This window comes from Helicobacter sp. (assembly GCF_014799995.1).
GTDB lineage: Bacteria > Campylobacterota > Campylobacteria > Campylobacterales > Helicobacteraceae > Helicobacter_D.
Genome location: NZ_JAAVGY010000053.1, coordinates 29,456 through 49,271, shown reverse-complemented (window position 1 = coordinate 49,271; position 19,816 = coordinate 29,456). Strand labels below are relative to the sequence as shown.

Genomic DNA, 19,816 nt, shown 5'->3' with positions numbered 1-19,816 from the left:
CTAAAATATTTTGGAAAGGAAATCTCAAATGACAGCTCCAAAAGAAACTCGCCAATTACAAGGAAGCATTTTAAGTATTGCGTGCGTGCAAGATTCAACATTCTGCATAGACAATGTTTTTTATATTTCTGAAATCAACCAAAACTTACATATTGCTGCAAGCGTTCGTGTGATTAAAGACATAGAATCTCCCCACCGCTACTCCCACGCCTTTGGAATCTCCCCACATTCTTATTTTTGTTTTCCAATAATGGGAGAAAAAAAAACATTTATTTTGGAGCTCAAAGGCTCTAATCTGAAGCATATTGCTACATTAGAAGACCACGATGGCGATATAGAATCTTGCGCATTTTCTCACGATGGAAGGTTTTTTGCCACAGGCGGACAAGATGGCAGAGTTTTTTTATACGAGGGGAGAAGCTTCTTATCTATTTCTTCATTATTAGCGCGTTCGGATTATATTTCTACGATTCGTTTTTCCAAAAGCGGAGACTTTATCGCAATTAGCGGATTTGATAAATTTACGATGATTTTTGATGTGTTGCGTCATCAGATTGCCTTTAATTTCGCGACTAATGATGTCGTAGAGGATTCTTGTTTCTTTGAAAACGATGAAAAGATTTTGCTTGTTTGTCGCAATAATGCGAGCGTGATTTTTAGTTTAAAAGAGGGCAAAATCATTTCTAATGAATATCCCTTTGCCTTTTGGCCCACAAGTATTGCGATTACAGAGGAAGAAAACTATGCACTTGTAGGCACACGCTCGGATACGCTTTATGTGCTCTCTTTAAAAGACAATAGCAAGGCTATGGAGATTAAAAATGAGCACGCGGGCATTGCTTCGCTTGCTTTTTCTTGTGGGCATTTATACATTGGGGCGATTGATGGGACATTGTTAATCGTTGATTACAATGAGGGCAAAGAAGAATTAGAATCTAGTCTTCAAAAGAAAGATTACAAAAGTGCGCGTGAAGCGATTAATAAGAATGTATTCTTAAGTATTCACCCCTTGACAAAAATGTTTGATGAGGCGTGGCCCGAGATTCTACACGAGGCAATTGCGTTGTTGAATCAAAACGAAATAGAACGTGCAGTCGAACTCACTGCCCCCTTTGTCGTCAATGAACGTAAAAAGAGTGAATTTGATTTCTATTTATCCCAAAAAGACGGAGTAAAAACCTTTTTAGAACTCATCAACAAAAAAGACTTTACCAAAGCCTATGAAATGCTTAAAACCACGAAGTTTTTGGTTAAAACACAAGCCTATGAGAAATTAGAAAATATTTGGAATAAGGCATTCTTTAACGCAAAAAAACTTCTAATGGAAAATGCCAGCACAAACCAACGTCTAGCGGAGCAAACCCTAGCCCCTTTTAACAATACGCCCAAAAAAGAACTCATTGTGCAACTCTTGCGCAATTGTGATGTGTTTGAAAAAGCCGATATGCTCATCAAAAAACAGAATTTCAAAGAATATTTTAGCCTCACCTTTCAGTTTTCTTTTTTGCGTGAAACAGATTTATATAAAAAAGTGCTTTTAGTGGGCGAGCGAATGCTTACAAATTTGATTGAATTGGAGAAAGATTTCAAATATAACGAGGCAAAGAAAATCGCAGAGATTCTACTTGTATTCCCTCCTTTAAAACGTGCGGCTAATGAACGCATTGTGCTTATGCAGCAAAAAGAAAATCTGCTTGCCGCCATTGAGGCAAAGGATATTAAAAAGGTTTATTCGCTAGTAGATGAAATTGAAAGCTTGCGTTCTATGCAGCAATTTAAGGAATTTACAAAAGATTTTTTAAGACGTTATGAAGAAGCGAAAACCTATGCACAAACAGGCGATGCAAAGCACGCAATGGTAATCTTTGGCGAATATATGGAAATCCATTATTGGGTAGATAAAATCGCCGCACTTCTAAAGACGGCTTATCTGGTTCAGATTCAACTCGCATTAAAAATCCCCGATGTGAATTGGACAATTACAATTAAACGTTATTTTGAACGTTATGGCAAAAGCATAGAGCTTGTGCGAATGTTGCAAGACCACCCTGCTAAAGAGATTTTAGAAGAATTTGAGGGAGATGGCGAGGGAGATGGTTATCGCCGTTATGGCTTTGTAGATTCTATCGTGATTCATCTCGTCCAAAAAGAATCCTAAAGAAGCATTTTGGAGGATTTTTTAAAGGATTCTGCGATTTTGCCTCTGCCTGCGATTCCGCCCGAATTATCGCATTTGGGTTTGAAACAGGTTTTTTATTGCGGCAAGTTAGAATTATTAAATAGGCGCAAAATCACAATCGTTGGCACGCGCAATCCCAATCCTTATGCCCAAAGTTTCACCCAAACGATTGCGCGCAAACTTGCTCAAAAGGGCGTAATTGTCGTTAGTGGGGGCGCACTTGGCACAGATATTATTGCGCACCAATATTCTTTGCCGCACACGATTATGGTTTCGCCTGCCTCATTGGATATTATTTATCCCAAAACCAATGCCAAGATGATTCAGAAAATCTATCGTGAAGCGTTGGTGTTAAGCCCGTTTGATTCTCCTTATCAGCCGCATACCTTTTCGTTTTTGGAACGCAACAAATTAGTTGTTAGTCTTGGGGAATGTGTGATTATTGCTCAAGCGGATTTACAAAGCGGGTCTATGCAGAGCGCAAATTATGCGTTAAGTTTAGGCAAGCAAGTCTTTGTGCCTCCGCACCATATAGGACAGAGTCAAGGCACACAGAGTCTAGCCCAAAGTGGCAAAGCCCAAGTGATTTGGGATATAGATGTGTTTGTAGAATCGCTAGGGTTACAAGAGGATTCCAAGCAGGATTCTAAATCTCAAGCGGTGAGGGCAAAAGATGAGGTGTTGGAGTTTTGTAAGGGAAATCCGCTTTTTGAAGAGGCGTTTTTGAAATTTGGCGCAATTTTGTTTGAATATGAATTAGAGGGGAAAATTAGCCGAAAAAATGGCAGAATTGAAGTATTATAAATATTGCTTGTAATAATTGGGCATTATTTGAAATCCCCAATAATTTTTGTGATTCTGTTAATTTAATCTAGTAGTTAAAAGCCTTAAATGAAACTATGCTTGCCACCAAGAGAATGCACCTAAAAGTACCAAATATCGCAAACCCTTGCCAAGAGAGATGAAAAAGATAGCCTTTTTGAAAGGATATTGATAGACTCCAAGTGCCAAAGCAAATAAATCTCCAACAAAAGGCAAGAAGCTAAAGAAAGCGAAGATAAATCCGTATTTTTGGATTCCATTTTTGTAACGGTAGATTTTGGTATGGGCATTTTTAAAATAGTGTTGCATTAGTCGGGTATCTCCGAAGTAGCCAATAGCATAAGTAGTGAGTGCGCCAAGCGTGTTGCCAAGTGTTGCAATGCACCATACGGCAATCTCCGAGTATCCTAACGCCACGAATCCTACGACAAAGACTTCAGAGCCCAAGGGATATAAGCTGCTTGCCAAAAAACAAATCAGTAAGAGCCCGACAAGTCCTAAAGATTCTAAAATCTCCATTGATTCCCTTAAGGGTTTTTCGCAAATTTATCCTAAAAATTCCGCAATGTTTTGGACGATACCCTTTACCAAGATGCGTTTGCTCTCCTCATATCCCCACGCATTGTGTGGCGTTAAAAGTAGTTGGTTGGCAAGAGCGGAATCCAAAAATGGGTGGTCTTTTGGCATTGGTTCTTGGGTAAAAACATCAAATCCCGCATAGATTTCACGGCTCTTTAGCTCTTTAGCTAAATCTGCTTCATTGACGATTCCGCCGCGTCCAACATTGATGAGAATCGCATTTTCTTGCAGCAGCTTTAGATTTTTTGCGTTGAGGAGATTTTGTGTTTGAGCGTTTAGAGGCGCGTGGATTGAGACGACATAACATTCTTTAAGCAAGGATTCTAAACTCTTGTGTGGATAGGAGGCATTAAGATTTTTTCCACTTGTGGAGTAATAACAAACTTCTGCTCCAAACGCGCTTGCAAGCTTTGCCACTTCTTTTCCAATTGTGCCTAAGCCAATGATTCCCCATTTTTTGCCACAAAGCAGTTCTAAAGGCTTGGAAAGATTGGTAAAAAGAGGATTTTTAGCATAATCTCCGCTTTTACAAAATTTATCATACAAGGGGAGTTTAGCACTCAAGGCTAGTGCCATCATTAGTGTATGTTGTGCCACGCTTTGTGTAGAATAGCCTGCGACATTTTTGACAGCGATTCCGCATTCTTTGGCAGTTTCTAAATCCACATTATTCATTCCCGTAGCAGTGATACAAATCAGTTTCAAATCCCCCTTAAGTGCTTTTAAAATTGGAGCGTCTAATACGACTTTGTTGCTTAGCACAATCGTAGCACCTCTCGTGCGCTCTAGTGTCTCCTCTGGTGTGGTGAGTGGATATTCTGTATAATTGCCATATTTTTCTAGGTGTTCTTTTAAGTTGTGTTTGCCTAAACTTAATCCATCTAAAAACACAATTTTTTCTTGCATTTGGAATCCTTTTCGTTATAATTTCGCATAATTTTACAACATAAAGAGGGAAAATGCGTAACTATTCTAAAATTGTTTCTATTCTTTTGGATTCGCTTCCTTATATCCGTTTTTTTCGTGGCTCTAAAATTGTGATTAAATATGGAGGAGCGGCGCAGATAAATCCAGATTTAAAGGAGCAATTTGCGATTGATATTGTGATGCTTTATATGCTAGGAATTAAGCCTATTATTGTGCATGGAGGCGGGAAGCGCATTACAGAATTGCTTGATGCCCTTAAGATTCAAAGTGAGTTTGTTGATGGGTTGCGCGTTACGAGTATTGATGCGTTAAAGATTGTTGAAATGGTGCTTAGCGGGGAGATTAACAAAGAAATTACAGCATTTTTGAATTTTCACGGAGTGAATGCTCTAGGCTTAAGTGGAAAAGATGCCTCTTTGTTTCAAGCAAAGCCAAAGGATAATGGAAAATACGGATACACAGGCGAAATCTTTGAGACACGTGGAGAAGTGATTGATAATCTGCTTGCGCAAAATTTAGTGCCGGTGATTGCACCCATTGCTTGTGGTGAGGAAGCAGGACACCCAGGGTTTAATATCAATGCGGATTCTGCTGCAAGTGCGATTGCAATTGCCACAGGAGCGAAGAGGGCAATTTTTTTAACCGACACAAAGGGCTTGTTGGATAAAAGCGGAGAGGTGATAGAATCCCTTAATATTGTGCAAACAGAGAATCTTTACCGCAATGGCACAATCAGCGGGGGAATGATTCCAAAGGTAGAGGCGTGTTTGGATTGTGTGAGAGGCGGGGTAGAAAAGGCACATATCATTGATGGAAGAATCCCGCATTCTCTGCTCTTGGAGCTCTTTACAAGTGCAGGGATTGGGACGGAATTTATGGCAGAATAATGTGTCTTTGTGAGGAGGCGGCTAACAAAATGATTCCAACGAAAGAATCTTGTTTCGTACGTTAATGAGTTGCCACGATTCCTTGCGGAATCTCGCAATGATGTAGTTGTAAATTTCAAATATGCTTGATTTGGATTGCCGCGAAAATTTTTAATATTCTTGTAATAAGTGGAAGAATTTGAAATTAATCTTTATAAAACACGGAATCCAAAATCTTAATTTTTTCTCGCAAAATATGTGCTTTAATGGCTTCACCTTTGGGGTGGGCTTTTTGGGATTCTAACCAAATCTTCGGAGAATAAGCATTTAATGCCCTAAATGCGTGTAATAAACGCTCTTGAAAGGCTGGGTTTGGCGTAGGAGAGGAATCCAAACCTTGTTGGCTAATGCGTCCCTGTTTGTCCGCAATCCATAAGGCAATTTGTAGATGTAACAAGGATTCCTCTTTTTTAAAGGAATCAAAAAATTCTATCACCTTAGAGGGACGCATTTCCTCCAATTTGTAAATTTTAATATGATTTTTGATAAGTTGTAGCATAGGTTTTTGGATAGATTTTGGAATCAGAATATCAAGGGCTGGCAAAAGATATTCTAATTTGTCGTGCCCGCTAGAATTACCAAAATGACGATAGCAATAAGGTTTTGCAATATCGTGATAAAGAGCGGCAAATTTCAAAATCAAGGCTTGTTTGTCAAAGTCAGGTTCGTTGGCAATGGGGGCTAAAGTCGTCTTTAATAGCGATTCTGTAACCTTTAATACCTCCATCGTATGGACAAAAACTGAAGCTTCTAAGTGGTGCAAGTTGCCCTCTTTGAGTGTTGTAAGTGCATAGAGGTGAGGAAAAATAATATCCAAGACGCCTAATTCAAAAAGCGTTTCAAAGAATAAAGAAGCGTTGGGGGCTTTGAGCACGGATTCTACTTCTTGATAAACGCGATTTGGTTCTAGGAATCTTAATTCTTCGCGCATTTCGTAAATCAGCACTTTTGTTTTGGGGTGGATTTTCCAACAGATTCCAAAACGTGCGCGAAATCTTGCGATTCTAAGCACGCGCAAAGGGTCTTCACAAAAAGCCTCTGAAGTGTGTCGTAGAATCTTGTTTTGTAAGTCTTTTATCCCACCAAAGGGGTCATAATATTCTCCGCTTGCTTCGTCTAATGCAATGGAATTAATCGTTAAATCCCGCCGCTTCAAATCTTCTTCCAATGAAACTTGGTGCGTTTGTGTAGAAAATCCATTATAGCCTGCACGAATTTTTTTCTCTCTACGCGCTAAAGCGATTTGCGAGCCGTCCTCGCGTAAAAAAACAGGGAAGCTTTTGCCCACGCGCAGTAAGTGATTGAAGTCTGCTTCGCTATAACCAACTGCGACATAATCTTTGTCTTTAAGGGGTTGGTTTAAGAGCTTATCGCGCACCGCACCCCCAACGAGATAGAGAGATTTAGTGCAAGCCGTCTTTTCCATTATTGCCTATAAAACATATTTTAGAATCAATGCAAAATATTTTAAATAGTGGTTGCACATAGATTTCCTTATCGCCTTTTTGCGCATTTATAATGCGTTTTGCATACTTTGACGCAAGATTGTCTTATCAATCGTGATTTTTTGGGATTCCATAAAGATTTCAAATGCCAAAATTGCTTGATTGATGAGCATTTGTTTGCCATCACTCTGTGGGATATTCAAGCTTTTTGCGAGTTTTAAAAAAGGTGTTTCTGTGCCATAAACTAAGTCAAAAGCAAGTTTGGCAGAGCTTAAAAGTGAGGTAAGCACCGCGCACTCCAAAGGGAGAGAATCGCTAGTAAGTCCTGCGGGTGTAGTGTTGATAATGATTTCATACTTTTCTTGCGGGGTGAAGCTTTCAAAGGCTGCAGTTTGGAATCCCGCTTGTGCGAAATTTTTCAAACGCTCTTTAGAGCGGTTAATAATTGTTGCAGATATGCCCTTTTCTTTTAAAATACACGCAACAGCTTTCGCAGAACCTCCCGCCCCAATAATTAAGGCGTTGTTTAAATGGAACGACTCTATACATTGATAGAATCCTAACGCGTCTGTGTTGTAACCTAAGATTTTCTCATCCTCAAAGACAAGAGTATTGACTGCACCGATTTCACGCGCAATGCCAAAAACTTCATCGCATAATTTTAGTGCAGTTTCTTTGTAGGGCACGGTGATATTAGCACCTTTTAAGTGTAGGTTTTTAAGGCTTAAAAAGGCTTGATGAGATTCTAATAAATAGCGACCATAAAAGCCGCAAATTTTTAAGGCTTTGAAAGCGGAATTATGTAAAACGGGAGAGAGGGAGTGGTGAATCGGATTGCCAATAACAGCAAACTGCATAAGATTCCTTTGCTTGAAGTTTGCTGCTTATTGACGCGGAACAAGTGAGCGGCGCACAACCCAACCATTTTTAATGGACGGAGTATTGGCGTCTAAGATTCTTACCCAAATATCTTGTGTCTCTACAATAATGACAGAATCATCGGGCGTTAATTTACCCACGACAGGTGTATCCGTAGAGGGGAGTTCGCGAATGTTAAGGCTAGCAACCCTAGAAGTATAGAGTGGAGTGTCTTGCGCTAGAGGAGGTGTCTCTTGTTTTGTTTCACTCATTTGAGGTTGTTGCTGTTGTGTTTGGTTGTTTTGGGATTCCAATTCCATTGGCGTTAAAGTTGTTTGCGATTCTCTTTGGCTTGGAATGAAATCCCTAGATTCTGAAATCTTAATTTCTTGTGGGAGCTCGTGGCTAAGACTTTTGAGAATCCAACCCAATACTTTGCCATCTTCAAAAGTCCCAATGAGTATCCATTCTCCTTTTTCTTCTAAGAGCACAGCTTTATGAGAGGGTGTTAATTTGCCAATAATAGTAGAGCTAGTATCTGGCTCTTGACGAATATTGAGGGAAGATACATTGGAAGTAATGTAGGTTTTAGGGGTTGCCGTTGGGGTGGGAGTAGCAAGTGGTTGCTGTGGTTGGTTGGTTTGTATTTGTGCTAGAGGAGTGATTTCTTGAGTAAATCTTTTCATAATCCAACCCAATGGCTTTTCACTTTCGGCATTAGCGATGAAAATCCACTCACCCTTTTCTTCTAAAAGTATCACTTGGATTGCTGGTGTAAGCTTACCAACAATTGCGGCATTGGTGCTTGGTTCTTGACGAATATTGAGGGAGGGAGTATTGGAAACAAGATAAATTTTTGGCATTTGAGTTTGTATTGGTTCGTCTTTTGGTTCTTGTGTGAGTGGGATTTCTGGTTCTTGTGGAATCATTGGTGTTGTATTGGACTCCAATGGCTCTATGGCATTCGTTACGACTTGATTGCTTTCATTAAGCATAGAATCTACTTCCGTTTTAGGTTCGACAGAGTGAAGCTCTCGTTTGCGTATAATTTCAAAAGCGGAATAATAAATAACAAAGCTAAGCAAAAGCACAAAGATTGGCAATGGATAAACTTTTAAAAACTTCTTTAAACTCGTAAGCATTAGAATAATTCTTTTCCCGTTGAAATAGCTTAAACTTAATCATAAATAAGGTTTAAACACAAGATTATAGCGTAAAATTTTTAAAATTAAATAAAATTTACGCTTCTATCTCCATAGACTAATTCACCCAATACATAACCATCAGATTCTTTGAGGATATAATCCACTTCACTGCTTCCTGCCACAAGCACCATACCGACACCCATATTAAAAGTTCGGTATTTGTCTTCTTCTTGGACATATTGGCAAAGCATTTCAAAGATTGGCAAGGAGCGAATATTTTTTGCAATGAGGTTGGCACTGACATTTTGCGGCAAGGCACGGGGCAAGTTTTCAATCAACCCTCCCCCTGTGATATGTGCAAGGGCTTTGATTTTGTGTTGGAGCTTTTTAAAGGTTTTGACATAGATTTTTGTTGGAGTTAGGAGCGTTTCAATCAAGGGTTTGCCCTCAAACATAGAATCTAGTGCGATTTTGTGTTGAGAAAGAATCTTGCGCACCAAAGAATAGCCATTAGAGTGAATCCCGCTACTTGGTAAGGCAATCAGTATGTCGCCTGCTTTGACTTGCGATTCTCTCTGCACCATTGCGCGCTCGCTAATCCCAACGGCAAAGCCTGCCAAATCAAAATCTTTGTCTTGATACATTCCGGGCATTTCGGCACTTTCTCCGCCAATAAGCGCGCATTCTGCTTCCAGACACCCTTGCGTGATTCCACTTATCACTTCTAGTGCGGAATCTTTGTCTAGTTTGCCTGTGGCATAATAATCCAAAAAAAACAAAGGTGTTGCGAAATTACAAATCAAATCATTCACGCACATTGCGACTAAGTCAATCCCCACGCTATTAAGGATTCCGCTTTCAATGGCTAGTTTTAGCTTCGTTCCCACGCCATCAGTTGCCGCCAATAAAACAGGCTCTTGATAACCACTTGGTAGCAAAAATGCTCCACTAAAAGAGCCAATTCCTCCTAATACATTAGGGCTAAAGGTTTGTTTCACAAGTCCTTTGAGGTTTTCAACGAGTGCATTTCCCTCAACAATATCTACGCCAGAATCCTTATAATTAAGTTTTTCCATATCAATTTCCCAAGATAAATTTAATCCAAATGATACAAAATTACAACTTAAAGCTTAGAATTACGCATTTTTCAAGGCAAGTTTTATGCGATTTCCACTATAATAAGAGTAAAATTTGAGCAAAAGGAGTTTAAAATGGCGCAAAATACTTTTAATAAGCCAGCGAATTTTATCAATCGTGAGTTGTCTTGGTTGCGCTTCAATACGCGCGTATTGAGTGAAGCACAAGATTCTAATAATCCACTTTTGGAACGTTTAAAGTTCATTGCTATTTATGGCACGAATTTAGATGAATTTTATATGGTGCGTGTGGCAGGCTTGAAACGACTTTATAGCGCACGCATTACAGAAAGTGGTCCTGATAGATTAACGCCTAAAGAGCAATTAGACGAGATTCGTAGTTATCTTAAGCTAGAAAAACAACGATTAGAGGCGTGTTATTTTGGAATCAAAGAGGAATTAAGCAAACTTGGGTTATGTATCAAAACTTACAGCGAAGCGGATAAGAATCAGAAAAAAGAATTGCAAGAATATTTTGTCAATCATCTTTATCCGATTGTCGTGCCAATTGCCGTAGATGCTACACACCCTTTTCCGCATTTGAATAATCTTAGTTATGTTTTGGCGTTGAAGCTTCAAAGCCTTGACAATCCAAGCGAGATTAAGTTCGGTATGACGCGTATTTCACGAATGCTTCCGGGATTTGTGCGCTTGGGTGATACTTATTTCCATACAGATTCTATTGTGGCAGAATTTACAAACGAGCTTTTCCCGGGATTCAAGGTATTGAGCTGGACTTCGTTTAGGGTTACAAGAAATGCGGATATGGAGATTGAAGAAGAAGAAGGCGATGACTTTATGGCATTGATGACAGAGGGGTTAAAATCTCGCCGCAAGGGTGAAATTATCCGCTTAGAAATCAAAAAAACAGAGGATTTAGAGCTTAAAAATTTCGTAGAGCAATATATCAAGGTAACTCCCGAAGACATTTATGAATGCGAAGCACCGATGAATTCTAATATTCTTTGGGAGATTGTGGGCAATAAAAACTTCGCTAAATTGACTTTCCCAAGCTATACTTCTAAAATGTTGCCACCGCTAGATTCCAATGCGAATATTTTTTCTGTTTTGGATTCTCAAGATATTCTTTCATTCCAGCCTTATGAGAGTTTTGACCCTGTGGTTAATTTTATCCAAAGTGCAGCAAAAGACCCCGATGTCTTTTCTATCCGAATGACGCTCTACCGCGTAGGGAAAAATTCCCCAATCGTTAAGGCATTGATTGAAGCGGCAGAGAATGGCAAACAAGTTACCGCATTAGTAGAGCTTAAAGCGCGTTTTGATGAAGAAAACAACTTGCATTGGGCGCGCGCATTAGAATCCGCAGGGGCGCATGTGATTTATGGAGTGCCCGGACTTAAAGTGCATGCAAAAATTGCCCTTGTGATTAAGAGTATCGGGCGTGAATTGCGCGAATATGTGCATTTAAGCACAGGGAACTATAACCCAAGCACGGCGAAGATTTATACCGATATTAGCTATATGACTTCTAAGCGAGAATTTACGCAAGATGCGACGAAGTTTTTCCATAATCTTTCAGGATTCTCTCACAAATCCAAGCTTAATTCTTTGCTTGCCGCGCCTTTGCAAATCAAACCAAAGATTTTAGAATTAATAGAAAACGAAACCAAAGCAGGCAAAGAGGGGCGAATCATTCTAAAAGCAAATTCTATCGTAGATACCGATGTGATTTTGGCACTCTATAAAGCGTCCGCTGCGGGTGTAAAAATAGACTTAATCGTGCGTGGGATTTGTTGCCTAAGACCCGGCGTTAAAGGCGTGAGTGAAAATATCCGTGTGATTTCTATCGTGGGCAAATACCTAGAACACGCGAGAATCTACTACTTCAAGCACGCCAAAGTGCAAATTTATTTTGCAAGTGCAGACTTAATGCCTAGAAACCTAGAGCGTCGTGTAGAGCTTATGACACCCGTTTTTGAGGATAATTTGGCGGATAAACTTTTTGGAATCATCAAGATTCAAAGTGAAGATAATGCAAAAGCGCACGAACTCCAAAGCGATGGGGAATACATTAAGCTTGCACCAAAAGAGGGTGAAAAGCCAACCAATAGCCAAAAAATGCTAGAGGACCATACGAATACGCTTTATGCTTCACTCAAACGCGAGGCAGAAGAAGTCAAGGCGAAAAAACTCGCAAGACGAATGCTTAAAGAGAGTTAAGATCCCCGCGATTCCATAGAATCTCGCAATTCCCTTAAATTGCGGGCTATTATGGATTGCCACGCAAGTTAAAACTTGCTTGCAATGACAAAAAGGCTAACCACCGTGTCATTGCGAGCGTAGCGAAGCAATCTATAATCTAGTATTGCTTTGAAGTTTTCTACTTCGTCTTAAGCAGAATCTTTGCGCTTAAGTTACTTTAAATATTCAGAAATATTTTTTTAGAATTTTTCCATTCCCCGATGTGTTGCCATTTCATCGTATCACAATAGCGACAAAAAGGCAATGGCTTTGCCATAAAATTCAGAATCTCTTGGTAGGCAAGATTGGGCTTGTGAATATCTATAAAGTCTAAAGATGTGATTTGCAAGTTTTGCGAGAAGTGCTTGTTAAAATGTTCAATATAAGCAGTAAAAGTGCAAGGGTAAAGCTTGCCCTCGTAAAGTTGTGCGCATTGGTTGAGTGTGCAACCAATGAAACTTTGAAAAGGGTTAGAATTGCCCTTAGGATTTAGAATCATTTTTGTCATCACTTTTTGTTCTTTATCAGAATCCATAAAAACTTTAGAACCACACCTTGTTCCTTGCAGATTCTTTGTATTTCGTCCCAATCTATCTTTATGAGATATTTTGTCGGGTGTATTTCTATGGTATTTTCTCTGCAAGATTCCCAAAACTCTTGATTTTGCTTTGGAAGCAAAATGCCATTGGTTACAAGCCAAATAGGCACATTCGGAAAATATTTGCGCGTGAGGGCAAAAAGTCCTTACAATTTGGGAATTTATTTTTGGAATCCTAGAGAAAAATAGATTATTTTTCGAGCAAAGCACGTAATAAATACCGCGCGTTTTCTAGTGCGATTCCGCGGTGAGAAATGGAGTTTTTCTCCTTGCTGCTTAACTCGGCTAGGGTTTTGTCAAATCCATTAGGAATGAAAATTGGGTCATAACCAAATCCATTTTCTCCACGACACTCTGCAATCACTTGTCCATACATAAATCCGTGTGCGCTGTAAGTGCCTGCATAGGAACTAATGCCAATGCACGCGCAATAATGTGCCTTAGAGATTTTGCCCTCTAGTGTCGCAATTTGGCTTGCGAGTAAGTGGAGATTCTCTTGCGCATTCCCTCTACTATAACGCGCACTATGGATTCCGGGTTTGCCTCCAAGTCTTGCGACACAGATTCCGCTATCATCGGATAGGACAATGTCCTTTTCTTGCAGGATTCCTTGTTTCTTAAGTGCATTAAAAACCACTTTAGATTTAATCTGTGCGTTTTCTTGGAAACTCGTGCCGTCCTCTATAATCTCAAAAGGCGTTATCAGTGCATCCCAAGAGAGAATCTCTACTCTAAAATCTTGTGAAAATGAAGCATAAATTTGTCGGATTTCTTTGATTTTATCTTGATTTGAAGTTGCTAAGATTAAGCGCATAATTTGCCTTTATGTATTTTTGGGTAAAATTACCCTTTTGTTTTGGAATTTTAGCATAAGGATATGAAATGGCAAAAGAATCTCTCCTCAAGCAAAGTCTGCCCCTAAGCCTCATTCTCGCTTCTAGATTTTTTGGTTTGTTTATTGTAATGCCGGTTTTATCGCTTTATGCGCTTTTTCTTGAGGGGGCAAGCCCGATTCTTATCGGAATCGCAATGGGAGGATATGCACTTACGCAAGTGTTATTTCAGATTCCCTTTGGATTTTTGAGTGATAAATTCGGGCGCAAAAGTATGATTGCAATCGGACTGATTGTATTTGCTCTAGGTTCGCTCGTCTGTGCCCTAAGTGCGGATATTTATGGGTTAATTTTGGGTAGGCTTATGCAAGGAGCAGGGGCTGTGGGGGGTGTCATTAGCGCAATGATAGCGGATTTGGTGCGGGAGGAGAATCGCACCAAAGCAATGGCACTAATGGGAGGGACGATTTCGCTAAGTTTTACCTTTGCCCTGATTCTAGGACCAATCTTAGCGGCAAATTTTGGTGTGCCAAGCCTCTTTTGGATTACCTGTATTTTGGCAGTTTTTGGGCTTGTGATTCTATGGGCTGCTGTGCCAAACGCCCCGAAAGTTACTTATAGTTTTTCGCACAAAAGTGGAGAGTATAGCGCGATTTTAAAGAACAAAAACTTGCAAATTATGAATCTAACAAATTTCTTGCAAAAAGGCTTTATGACTTTGGCATTTCTTATCATTCCCATTGCGCTTGTCAAGGGGTTTGAAATGCCTAAAGAGGACTTATGGCAAGTCTATATCCCTGCTTCTTTGTTGGGATTCTTTGCGATGGTGCCTGCTGCAATCTTGGCAGAGAAAAAGGGGAAATTCAAAAGCGTAATGATTGCTGGAATCTTGTTTTTTGTGTTTAGTTATTTGCTAATGCTAAGCGAAAGCCAAGCGGTGTTTATTGTCGGGGTTTTAGTGTTTTTTGTAGGTTTTTCTGTGCATGAACCCATTATGCAAAGTCTTGCGAGTCGTTATTGTAAGGCACACCAAAAGGGTAGCGCAATGGGGATTTTCACTTCCTTTGGCTATTTGGGTTCATTCTTTGGCGCATTGCTTGGAGGGCATTTTTATACCTTTTTTAGTATGCTTTCTATTACGATGTTTGTTGTGATTGCGTCTTTTTTATGGATTTTGCTACTTGGACTTTTGGCTAATCCAACCTTTCAAAAAAACCTTTATTTGCCATTAAAGGACGGAATCGCACAAGAGACTTTAGAAGTCTTAGGGGAATTACGCGGAGTGTTAGAATGGTATATTAATGAGAGCGAACAAGTGGTGGTAGTGAAATATGATAAGCATTTGCTAGAAGAAGTTGAAGTCTTAGAGTTTGTCAAAGAGCATTTGCAAGGATATTTCAAGGAGCGAGAATGAAAGAATTTAATTTTGTTTTCAATGAGGATTTTAAAGAAGATTCAGTGAGGGAGTTTATCATTTCTCCTCTTTTGAAGGAACTAGGATTTGCTCTTAAAAGTGGCAAAAATCCTACAAACTTAGAATTAGTATTATCCCAAACGCTTCATTCTCCTAGCGTCATAGGTTCAAACAAAAAGATAGAAGCAAAAGACATTATTGTGCCTGATTATATGTTGTATGTGGATTCCAAGCCTCATTGTGTGTTGGACGCAAAAAAGCCCAATGTTAAGATTAACTTTCAAAGCAAGGCAGAGCGACAGGCGTTTTATTATGCGATTAATTCGGAGATTAAATCTCCCTTTTATGCCCTTTGCAATGGTAAAAGTTTCATACTTTTTGAGACGAATGGGCAGAATCTCTTAAAGGAATTTTCTTGCGAAGAACTTTTCGCAAATAACTTTGACAATGAAAATTTTGCGCTTTTGAAGCAATATCTCACCACTCCCATAGAATCCTTAAAACAAACGCTTCAAGATTCTAAAATACCTAAAAAAAGCGAGGAATGGTATCTAAGCAGAGAATTCAAAGGCAATCGTAAATCCCAAAAAACAAGCAAAAGCGCGTTATTTTGGCTGCACTGCATATTTCACGCGTCAGAGTTGGGACATTGTTACGCAGAATATCAAAAACTTCACCGATAAGGGCGATGTGGTGCTAGATCCTTTTGGTGGCAGTGGCGTTACGGCGATTGAAGCGATGATGAATGGGAGAATCGGGATTCACACCGATTTAAATCCTCTAAGTATCTTTATGGCAAAAGCCCTAAGCGTGCAAGTGGATTTAAGCGCGTTGTATGATTTAAGCGAGGAGATTTTAAAAGAGTTTGAGAATCTTAAACCCAAAAATGACAAGGAAGCAAGGCAGATTCTAAAAAATGCTAAATATTATCCTAATGCGCTAGATAGTGAGTTTGGTGAAACTGCTACACTAAAAGAGCAGGATTCTACACTTTGGATTCCTCAAGATGAGGTTTTGCCAAAGGGAAGTGATGTAGATTGCGTGCTAGGACTCTTTAGCAAAATGCAACTTGCCGAACTTGCAATTTTGCGCAAGCTGATTTTTAAACACACTACACCAAGCGGGAGCAAAGAAAGTAGAATCATAAAGCGCAATATGCGCTATTCTTTGATGTTGGCGTTTTATAATACTTTGAGTATGTGTAATCTAACTTTCCACGAAACACCAAGAGGTGGTGGCGTAAGTGGTATTTATGCCTATTATCGCTATCGTATTGCGCCAAATCCCGCAAAGCATCAAATTGCTGATATTTTTAAAGGCAAAATTGAACGTGTCCGAAAAGGCAAACGAGAATTATTAGAATCTCCAAGTAATTTATTTTATCAAAGTTATTTTTATCCTTTAAAGAGAGTGATTAAGGACTTTAGCGGAAGCTTAATATCTCAAAGGGAAAATGTAGAAAAACAAGATTCACTTTTGCAAAAAACTAATGGAGAAAAAATCTTTCAAGCAGACGCGACAGACTTAAAAGAAATAGAATCCCAAAGTGTGGATTTTATCTATACTGACCCGCCTTATGGGGCGAAGATTCCCTATCTCGATTTAAGCACGATGTGGAATGTATGGCTTGATTTTGTATTTCAGCACCAAGACCCAAAATTGTGGCAAATTCTTGTAGATAGTGCGGAGAATATTGGTTTTGAATATGTTGGTAGTGTGCGGCAAGACAATGGGCAAGCAAGCTTTAAAAAAGTGCAGAATCCTAGCACTGTGCTAGCAGGACAGATTATTATCTATTTCAAGAAAGTTGATAACGCAAAAGTGCGTGCAAAACTTGAAGTGGGTATAGATATAATGGAGCTAATGTTCCAAGATATTGAGGAAATTATTGTTGAGAGTAATGGGGCAAACTTAGAAGAAATTTGGAATTCTCTAGTGATTAAAGCAATGAATAATGGTTATTTGCATGAGATAGCAGATAAATTTGCAAATTTTATCCCTGCAATTAATGAACGATTTGATTGTGATGAGAATCAAAAATATCATTTACGAGAGAATGCGAGCTTTAGTAATTATGGGATTCCGTTAGAAAAAAGAGTAGAATATCTCATAAGAACAATTTTGAGTAAGGCAAAGTCTCAAAATAAAAGCATAAAGTTTGATGATTTGGTTCTTAGCGTGATTCCGCTTTCAAAAAATGGAATCCAAGCAAGCAATAAACTTATAAAAGAAATTCTAAATGAGGTTGCCATAGAGGATGAATCCGCGGGAGAGTGGAGATTAAAAGGAGAAAGAGGAATGCAAGGAAATTTGTTTGATGACGACTAACAAGATAGAAATCAGCAAAAAAATCTTAAAAATCACAGGTTCTACGAATGCGCAATTTGACCTTATCAAAGAGGGGGATAAGGTGCTCTTGGGTTTAAGTGGAGGCAAGGATTCTATTTTGCTTGCGACACTTCTAGCAAGGCTTAAAAAATATGCGCCTTTTGACTTTGAGTTTAAAGCTATTACGATTGATTATGGGAGAGGGGGAGAGTATGAATATATCTTTGAATATTGTAAGAAGCTTGGAATCCCTTATGAATTATATCAAACAGATATTTATAAGATTTTAGAGGAAAACAAACGCGAGGGGAGCGTGGTTTGTAGCTTTTGTTCTCGTATGCGGAGGGGTGCGCTTTATACCAAAGCCCTAGAGGGAGGATTCAATAAGTTGGCTCTAGCGCACCACTTAGATGATGCGGCGGAGAGCTTTATGATGAATCTTACTTACAATGGAGCATTGCGCTCTATGCCTCCCATTTATAGAGCGGGGAATGGCTTGTATGTGATTCGTCCGCTGATTTTTGTGCGGGAGCGGCAAATTATTGACTTTATTGCCAAAAATAACATTTATATTGCCCCTGATTGTAATTGTCCAATTCTCTGGCAAGCTGATGACAAACGCCCTTATGCAAGAGAGCAAACCAAACAACTGCTCAAGGAAATGGAGGAGAGAAATAAAGACCTTTTTACTTCCTTGAAAGTAGCTTTGAGCAATGTGCATTTAAAGAGCCTCTTTGATATACGTTATTTGGATAGACAAGAATAGATTGCGCTTGCTTGGGGGGTTCTTGCAATAGTGCATTGGTAAATAAAAAGGAATCCAACATTATAGATTGCCACGCCGAAAATAAAGCTCGCAATGACGCAAAGGCTGAATTTGCTTTGTGCAGGATTATAGATTGCCACGAAAATTTTACAAATTTTCTCGCAATGACAAATCCCCGCCGTCATTGCGAGGCTTTAGCCGAAGCAATCCATAATGTAGAATCACATAGAGTCTTAATGCTAATCTTTTAAGATTCCATTGTAAGAGTTTCTGTATTTAAATTAGATTGCCACAGCGTATAAGAGCTTTGCAATGACAATGATAGCAGAATTATGAGTGTGCTAGATTATGGAACGAATGCTTACGCATTCTTGCAACGACAGAGTAACAGAATCGCAAGGGGAATCCTTGCGGGAGTTTTAGAGTTTGTCTGCATTTTGTGAGAGGTATTCTGCTACGCCTTTTGCGTCTGCTTTCATACCCTTATCGCCTTTGTGCCAACCTGCGGGGCAAACCTCTCCGTGTTGCTCAAAGAAAGTTAAAGCATCACACATTCTTAGCATTTCGTCCATATTGCGCCCTAGTGGCAAGTCGTTAATCACAGAGTGGCGCACAACTTGGTTTTTGTCAATTAGAAAAGAGCCACGAAGCGCGACTGCATCATTGATGAGCACTTCATAATCACGAGAGATTTGTTTGGTAATGTCTGAAACCATTGGGAATTGCACATTTCCGATTCCGCCTTGATTGATTGGAGTGTTTTTCCAAGCGAAATGCACGACATCAGAGTCAATAGATACGCCAATAACATTGAATCCTTTTTCATTAAACGCTTTTACTCTATGGTCCATTGCGATAATTTCAGAGGGGCAAACGAAAGTAAAGTCTTTGGGCCAAAAGAAAACAACTGCGCCCTTTTCGCCTAAGTTTTTTGAAAGTTCAAAATCCTCTACAATCGTATTGTTTGCTAAAACTGCTGGAGCTTTGAAGTCTGGAGCTTTTTTTGTTACTAACATTATTAAATCCTTATAAAAATAATTTATTGATAAAAACTATCAATTGACGAATACTAGCGAATCTTAGATAAATTCAAGATTAAATTAAGTTTATTTTTAGGGGGGGGGGGCATAATATGAGCTTTATTTTAATAGAAAAAGGATTGTAAATGAAATACAAGAAATTAATGTTGTGTTTAGGTGTATGCTCTTTGCTTATTGCGGATTGCACTTTTAAAGGGGGCAATGAAATTTTAGCCAAAAAGACACAAGAGGATTTCAAAAAAGAGTTGATTAAGGGTAAAACAACCAAAGCACAAGTGATACAAATGTATGGTAAGCCAACAGGGACGCATATAGAGGAAGATGGCACGGAGACATTGGTGTATGAGTATGCAGAAGCAGATTACGATGCGACAAATCATATTCCCTTGATTGGAGGTTTGATTTCCAAAGATGAAGCAAGAAGCCACAATTTACAGATTTATTTCACCAAAAAAGATGTGGTGAAATCCTATACACTTTTTAGAAGTTCGTTGCAAAATCAGGGCGTTAAATTACAATAAATTCCCTGCAAATTGGGATTCATCCATTTTTTGTTTAGTGAAAATAGGACAAAGTGGCAGAATCCCAAAGTCTCAATCTAACACATTAAGCACAAAA

At 39.2% G+C, this 19,816-nt stretch carries 19 protein-coding genes; 10 read left to right on the top strand and 9 right to left on the bottom strand.

All coding sequences use genetic code 11. The features are described 5' to 3' along the window. Nucleotides 1–28 precede the first annotated feature (28 nt). Together HDT10_RS08225 and HDT10_RS08220 are read left to right on the top strand one after the other, a co-directional pair. Entirely contained in the window at nt 29–2,158 is a 2,130-nt protein-coding gene (locus HDT10_RS08225; protein ID WP_290882174.1) for a hypothetical protein, read from the top strand. 9 nt (nt 2,159–2,167) lie between these two features. Beyond that, on the top strand, nt 2,168–2,983 hold the full coding sequence (locus HDT10_RS08220) for a DNA-processing protein DprA (RefSeq protein WP_290882171.1): 816 nt from the start codon (nt 2,168–2,170) through the stop codon (nt 2,981–2,983). 93 nt (nt 2,984–3,076) lie between these two features. On the opposite strand, the gene HDT10_RS08215 is transcribed toward HDT10_RS08220, so the two are convergent. Together HDT10_RS08215 and HDT10_RS08210 are read right to left on the bottom strand one after the other, a co-directional pair. After that, the gene (locus HDT10_RS08215; protein WP_290882169.1) at nt 3,077–3,520 is read right to left on the bottom strand and encodes a YqaA family protein; all 444 of its coding nucleotides are present in this window, start codon (nt 3,518–3,520) and stop codon (nt 3,077–3,079) included. A 27-nt stretch (nt 3,521–3,547) separates the two neighbouring features. Continuing rightward, nucleotides 3,548–4,486, bottom strand: coding sequence for a D-2-hydroxyacid dehydrogenase (locus HDT10_RS08210; RefSeq protein WP_290882166.1), 939 nt, complete (start codon nt 4,484–4,486; stop codon nt 3,548–3,550). A 53-nt stretch (nt 4,487–4,539) separates the two neighbouring features. Between HDT10_RS08210 and argB the strand changes: the two genes are divergently transcribed. Continuing rightward, on the top strand, nt 4,540–5,394 hold the full coding sequence (argB, locus tag HDT10_RS08205; protein WP_290882164.1) for an acetylglutamate kinase: 855 nt from the start codon (nt 4,540–4,542) through the stop codon (nt 5,392–5,394). A 184-nt stretch (nt 5,395–5,578) separates the two neighbouring features. Here argB and HDT10_RS08200 read toward each other — a convergent pair whose 3' ends face one another. From HDT10_RS08200 to purM, 4 genes are all read right to left on the bottom strand, one after another. Then, nucleotides 5,579–6,859, bottom strand: a complete 1,281-nt coding sequence (locus HDT10_RS08200; RefSeq protein ID WP_290882161.1) for a polynucleotide adenylyltransferase — start codon at nt 6,857–6,859, stop codon at nt 5,579–5,581. Nucleotides 6,860–6,946: 87 nt separating this feature from the next. Continuing rightward, nucleotides 6,947–7,735, bottom strand: a complete 789-nt coding sequence (locus HDT10_RS08195; RefSeq protein WP_290882158.1) for a shikimate dehydrogenase — start codon at nt 7,733–7,735, stop codon at nt 6,947–6,949. A gap of 27 nt (nt 7,736–7,762) precedes the next feature. Then, nucleotides 7,763–8,878: an SH3 domain-containing protein gene (locus HDT10_RS08190; protein WP_290882155.1), complete on the bottom strand. Its 1,116-nt coding sequence runs from the start codon at nt 8,876–8,878 to the stop codon at nt 7,763–7,765. A gap of 86 nt (nt 8,879–8,964) precedes the next feature. Continuing rightward, nucleotides 8,965–9,957, bottom strand: coding sequence for a phosphoribosylformylglycinamidine cyclo-ligase (gene purM / locus HDT10_RS08185; protein ID WP_290882152.1), 993 nt, complete (start codon nt 9,955–9,957; stop codon nt 8,965–8,967). Between the two features lie 135 nt (nt 9,958–10,092). Between purM and HDT10_RS08180 the strand changes: the two genes are divergently transcribed. Then, complete coding sequence (locus tag HDT10_RS08180; RefSeq protein WP_290882149.1) at nt 10,093–12,198, top strand: RNA degradosome polyphosphate kinase; 2,106 nt, start codon at nt 10,093–10,095, stop codon at nt 12,196–12,198. 199 nt (nt 12,199–12,397) lie between these two features. Here the strand turns inward: HDT10_RS08180 and HDT10_RS08175 are convergent, their stop codons facing one another. Then, nucleotides 12,398–12,919: a hypothetical protein gene (locus HDT10_RS08175; RefSeq protein ID WP_290882146.1), complete on the bottom strand. Its 522-nt coding sequence runs from the start codon at nt 12,917–12,919 to the stop codon at nt 12,398–12,400. Nucleotides 12,920–13,007: 88 nt separating this feature from the next. Beyond that, a complete protein-coding gene (locus tag HDT10_RS08170; RefSeq protein ID WP_290882142.1) occupies nt 13,008–13,631 on the bottom strand; it encodes a non-canonical purine NTP pyrophosphatase in 624 nt (207 codons plus the stop codon). Between the two features lie 68 nt (nt 13,632–13,699). Here HDT10_RS08170 and HDT10_RS08165 point away from each other — a divergent pair, with 68 nt between their 5' ends. The 5 genes from HDT10_RS08165 to HDT10_RS08145 are packed head-to-tail and all read left to right on the top strand — an operon-like array spanning nt 13,700 to nt 18,409. Continuing rightward, nucleotides 13,700–15,064 (top strand): MFS transporter, encoded by a 1,365-nt coding sequence (locus tag HDT10_RS08165; RefSeq protein WP_290882138.1) that lies wholly within the window; start codon nt 13,700–13,702, stop codon nt 15,062–15,064. Continuing rightward, entirely contained in the window at nt 15,061–15,747 is a 687-nt protein-coding gene (locus tag HDT10_RS08160) for a type I restriction enzyme HsdR N-terminal domain-containing protein (protein WP_290882135.1), read from the top strand. The genes HDT10_RS08165 and HDT10_RS08160 overlap by 4 nt, the downstream gene beginning before the upstream one ends. Further along, a complete protein-coding gene (locus HDT10_RS08155) occupies nt 15,638–17,392 on the top strand; it encodes a DNA methyltransferase (RefSeq protein ID WP_367159073.1) in 1,755 nt (584 codons plus the stop codon). Before HDT10_RS08160 ends, HDT10_RS08155 begins: the two co-directional genes overlap by 110 nt. After that, on the top strand, nt 17,382–18,158 hold the full coding sequence (locus HDT10_RS08150; RefSeq protein WP_290882132.1) for an ATP-binding protein: 777 nt from the start codon (nt 17,382–17,384) through the stop codon (nt 18,156–18,158). Before HDT10_RS08155 ends, HDT10_RS08150 begins: the two co-directional genes overlap by 11 nt. An 11-nt stretch (nt 18,159–18,169) precedes the next feature. After that, the gene (locus tag HDT10_RS08145; protein WP_290882130.1) at nt 18,170–18,409 is read left to right on the top strand and encodes a hypothetical protein; all 240 of its coding nucleotides are present in this window, start codon (nt 18,170–18,172) and stop codon (nt 18,407–18,409) included. 168 nt (nt 18,410–18,577) lie between these two features. On the opposite strand, the gene HDT10_RS08140 is transcribed toward HDT10_RS08145, so the two are convergent. Then, nucleotides 18,578–19,174 carry a peroxiredoxin gene (locus HDT10_RS08140; protein WP_290882127.1) on the bottom strand — a complete coding sequence of 199 codons (597 nt, stop codon included), beginning with the start codon at nt 19,172–19,174 and terminating at the stop codon, nt 18,578–18,580. A gap of 149 nt (nt 19,175–19,323) precedes the next feature. Here HDT10_RS08140 and HDT10_RS08135 point away from each other — a divergent pair, with 149 nt between their 5' ends. Beyond that, nucleotides 19,324–19,719 carry a hypothetical protein gene (locus HDT10_RS08135; RefSeq protein WP_290882124.1) on the top strand — a complete coding sequence of 132 codons (396 nt, stop codon included), beginning with the start codon at nt 19,324–19,326 and terminating at the stop codon, nt 19,717–19,719. The last annotated feature ends 97 nt before the right edge of the window (nt 19,720–19,816 follow it).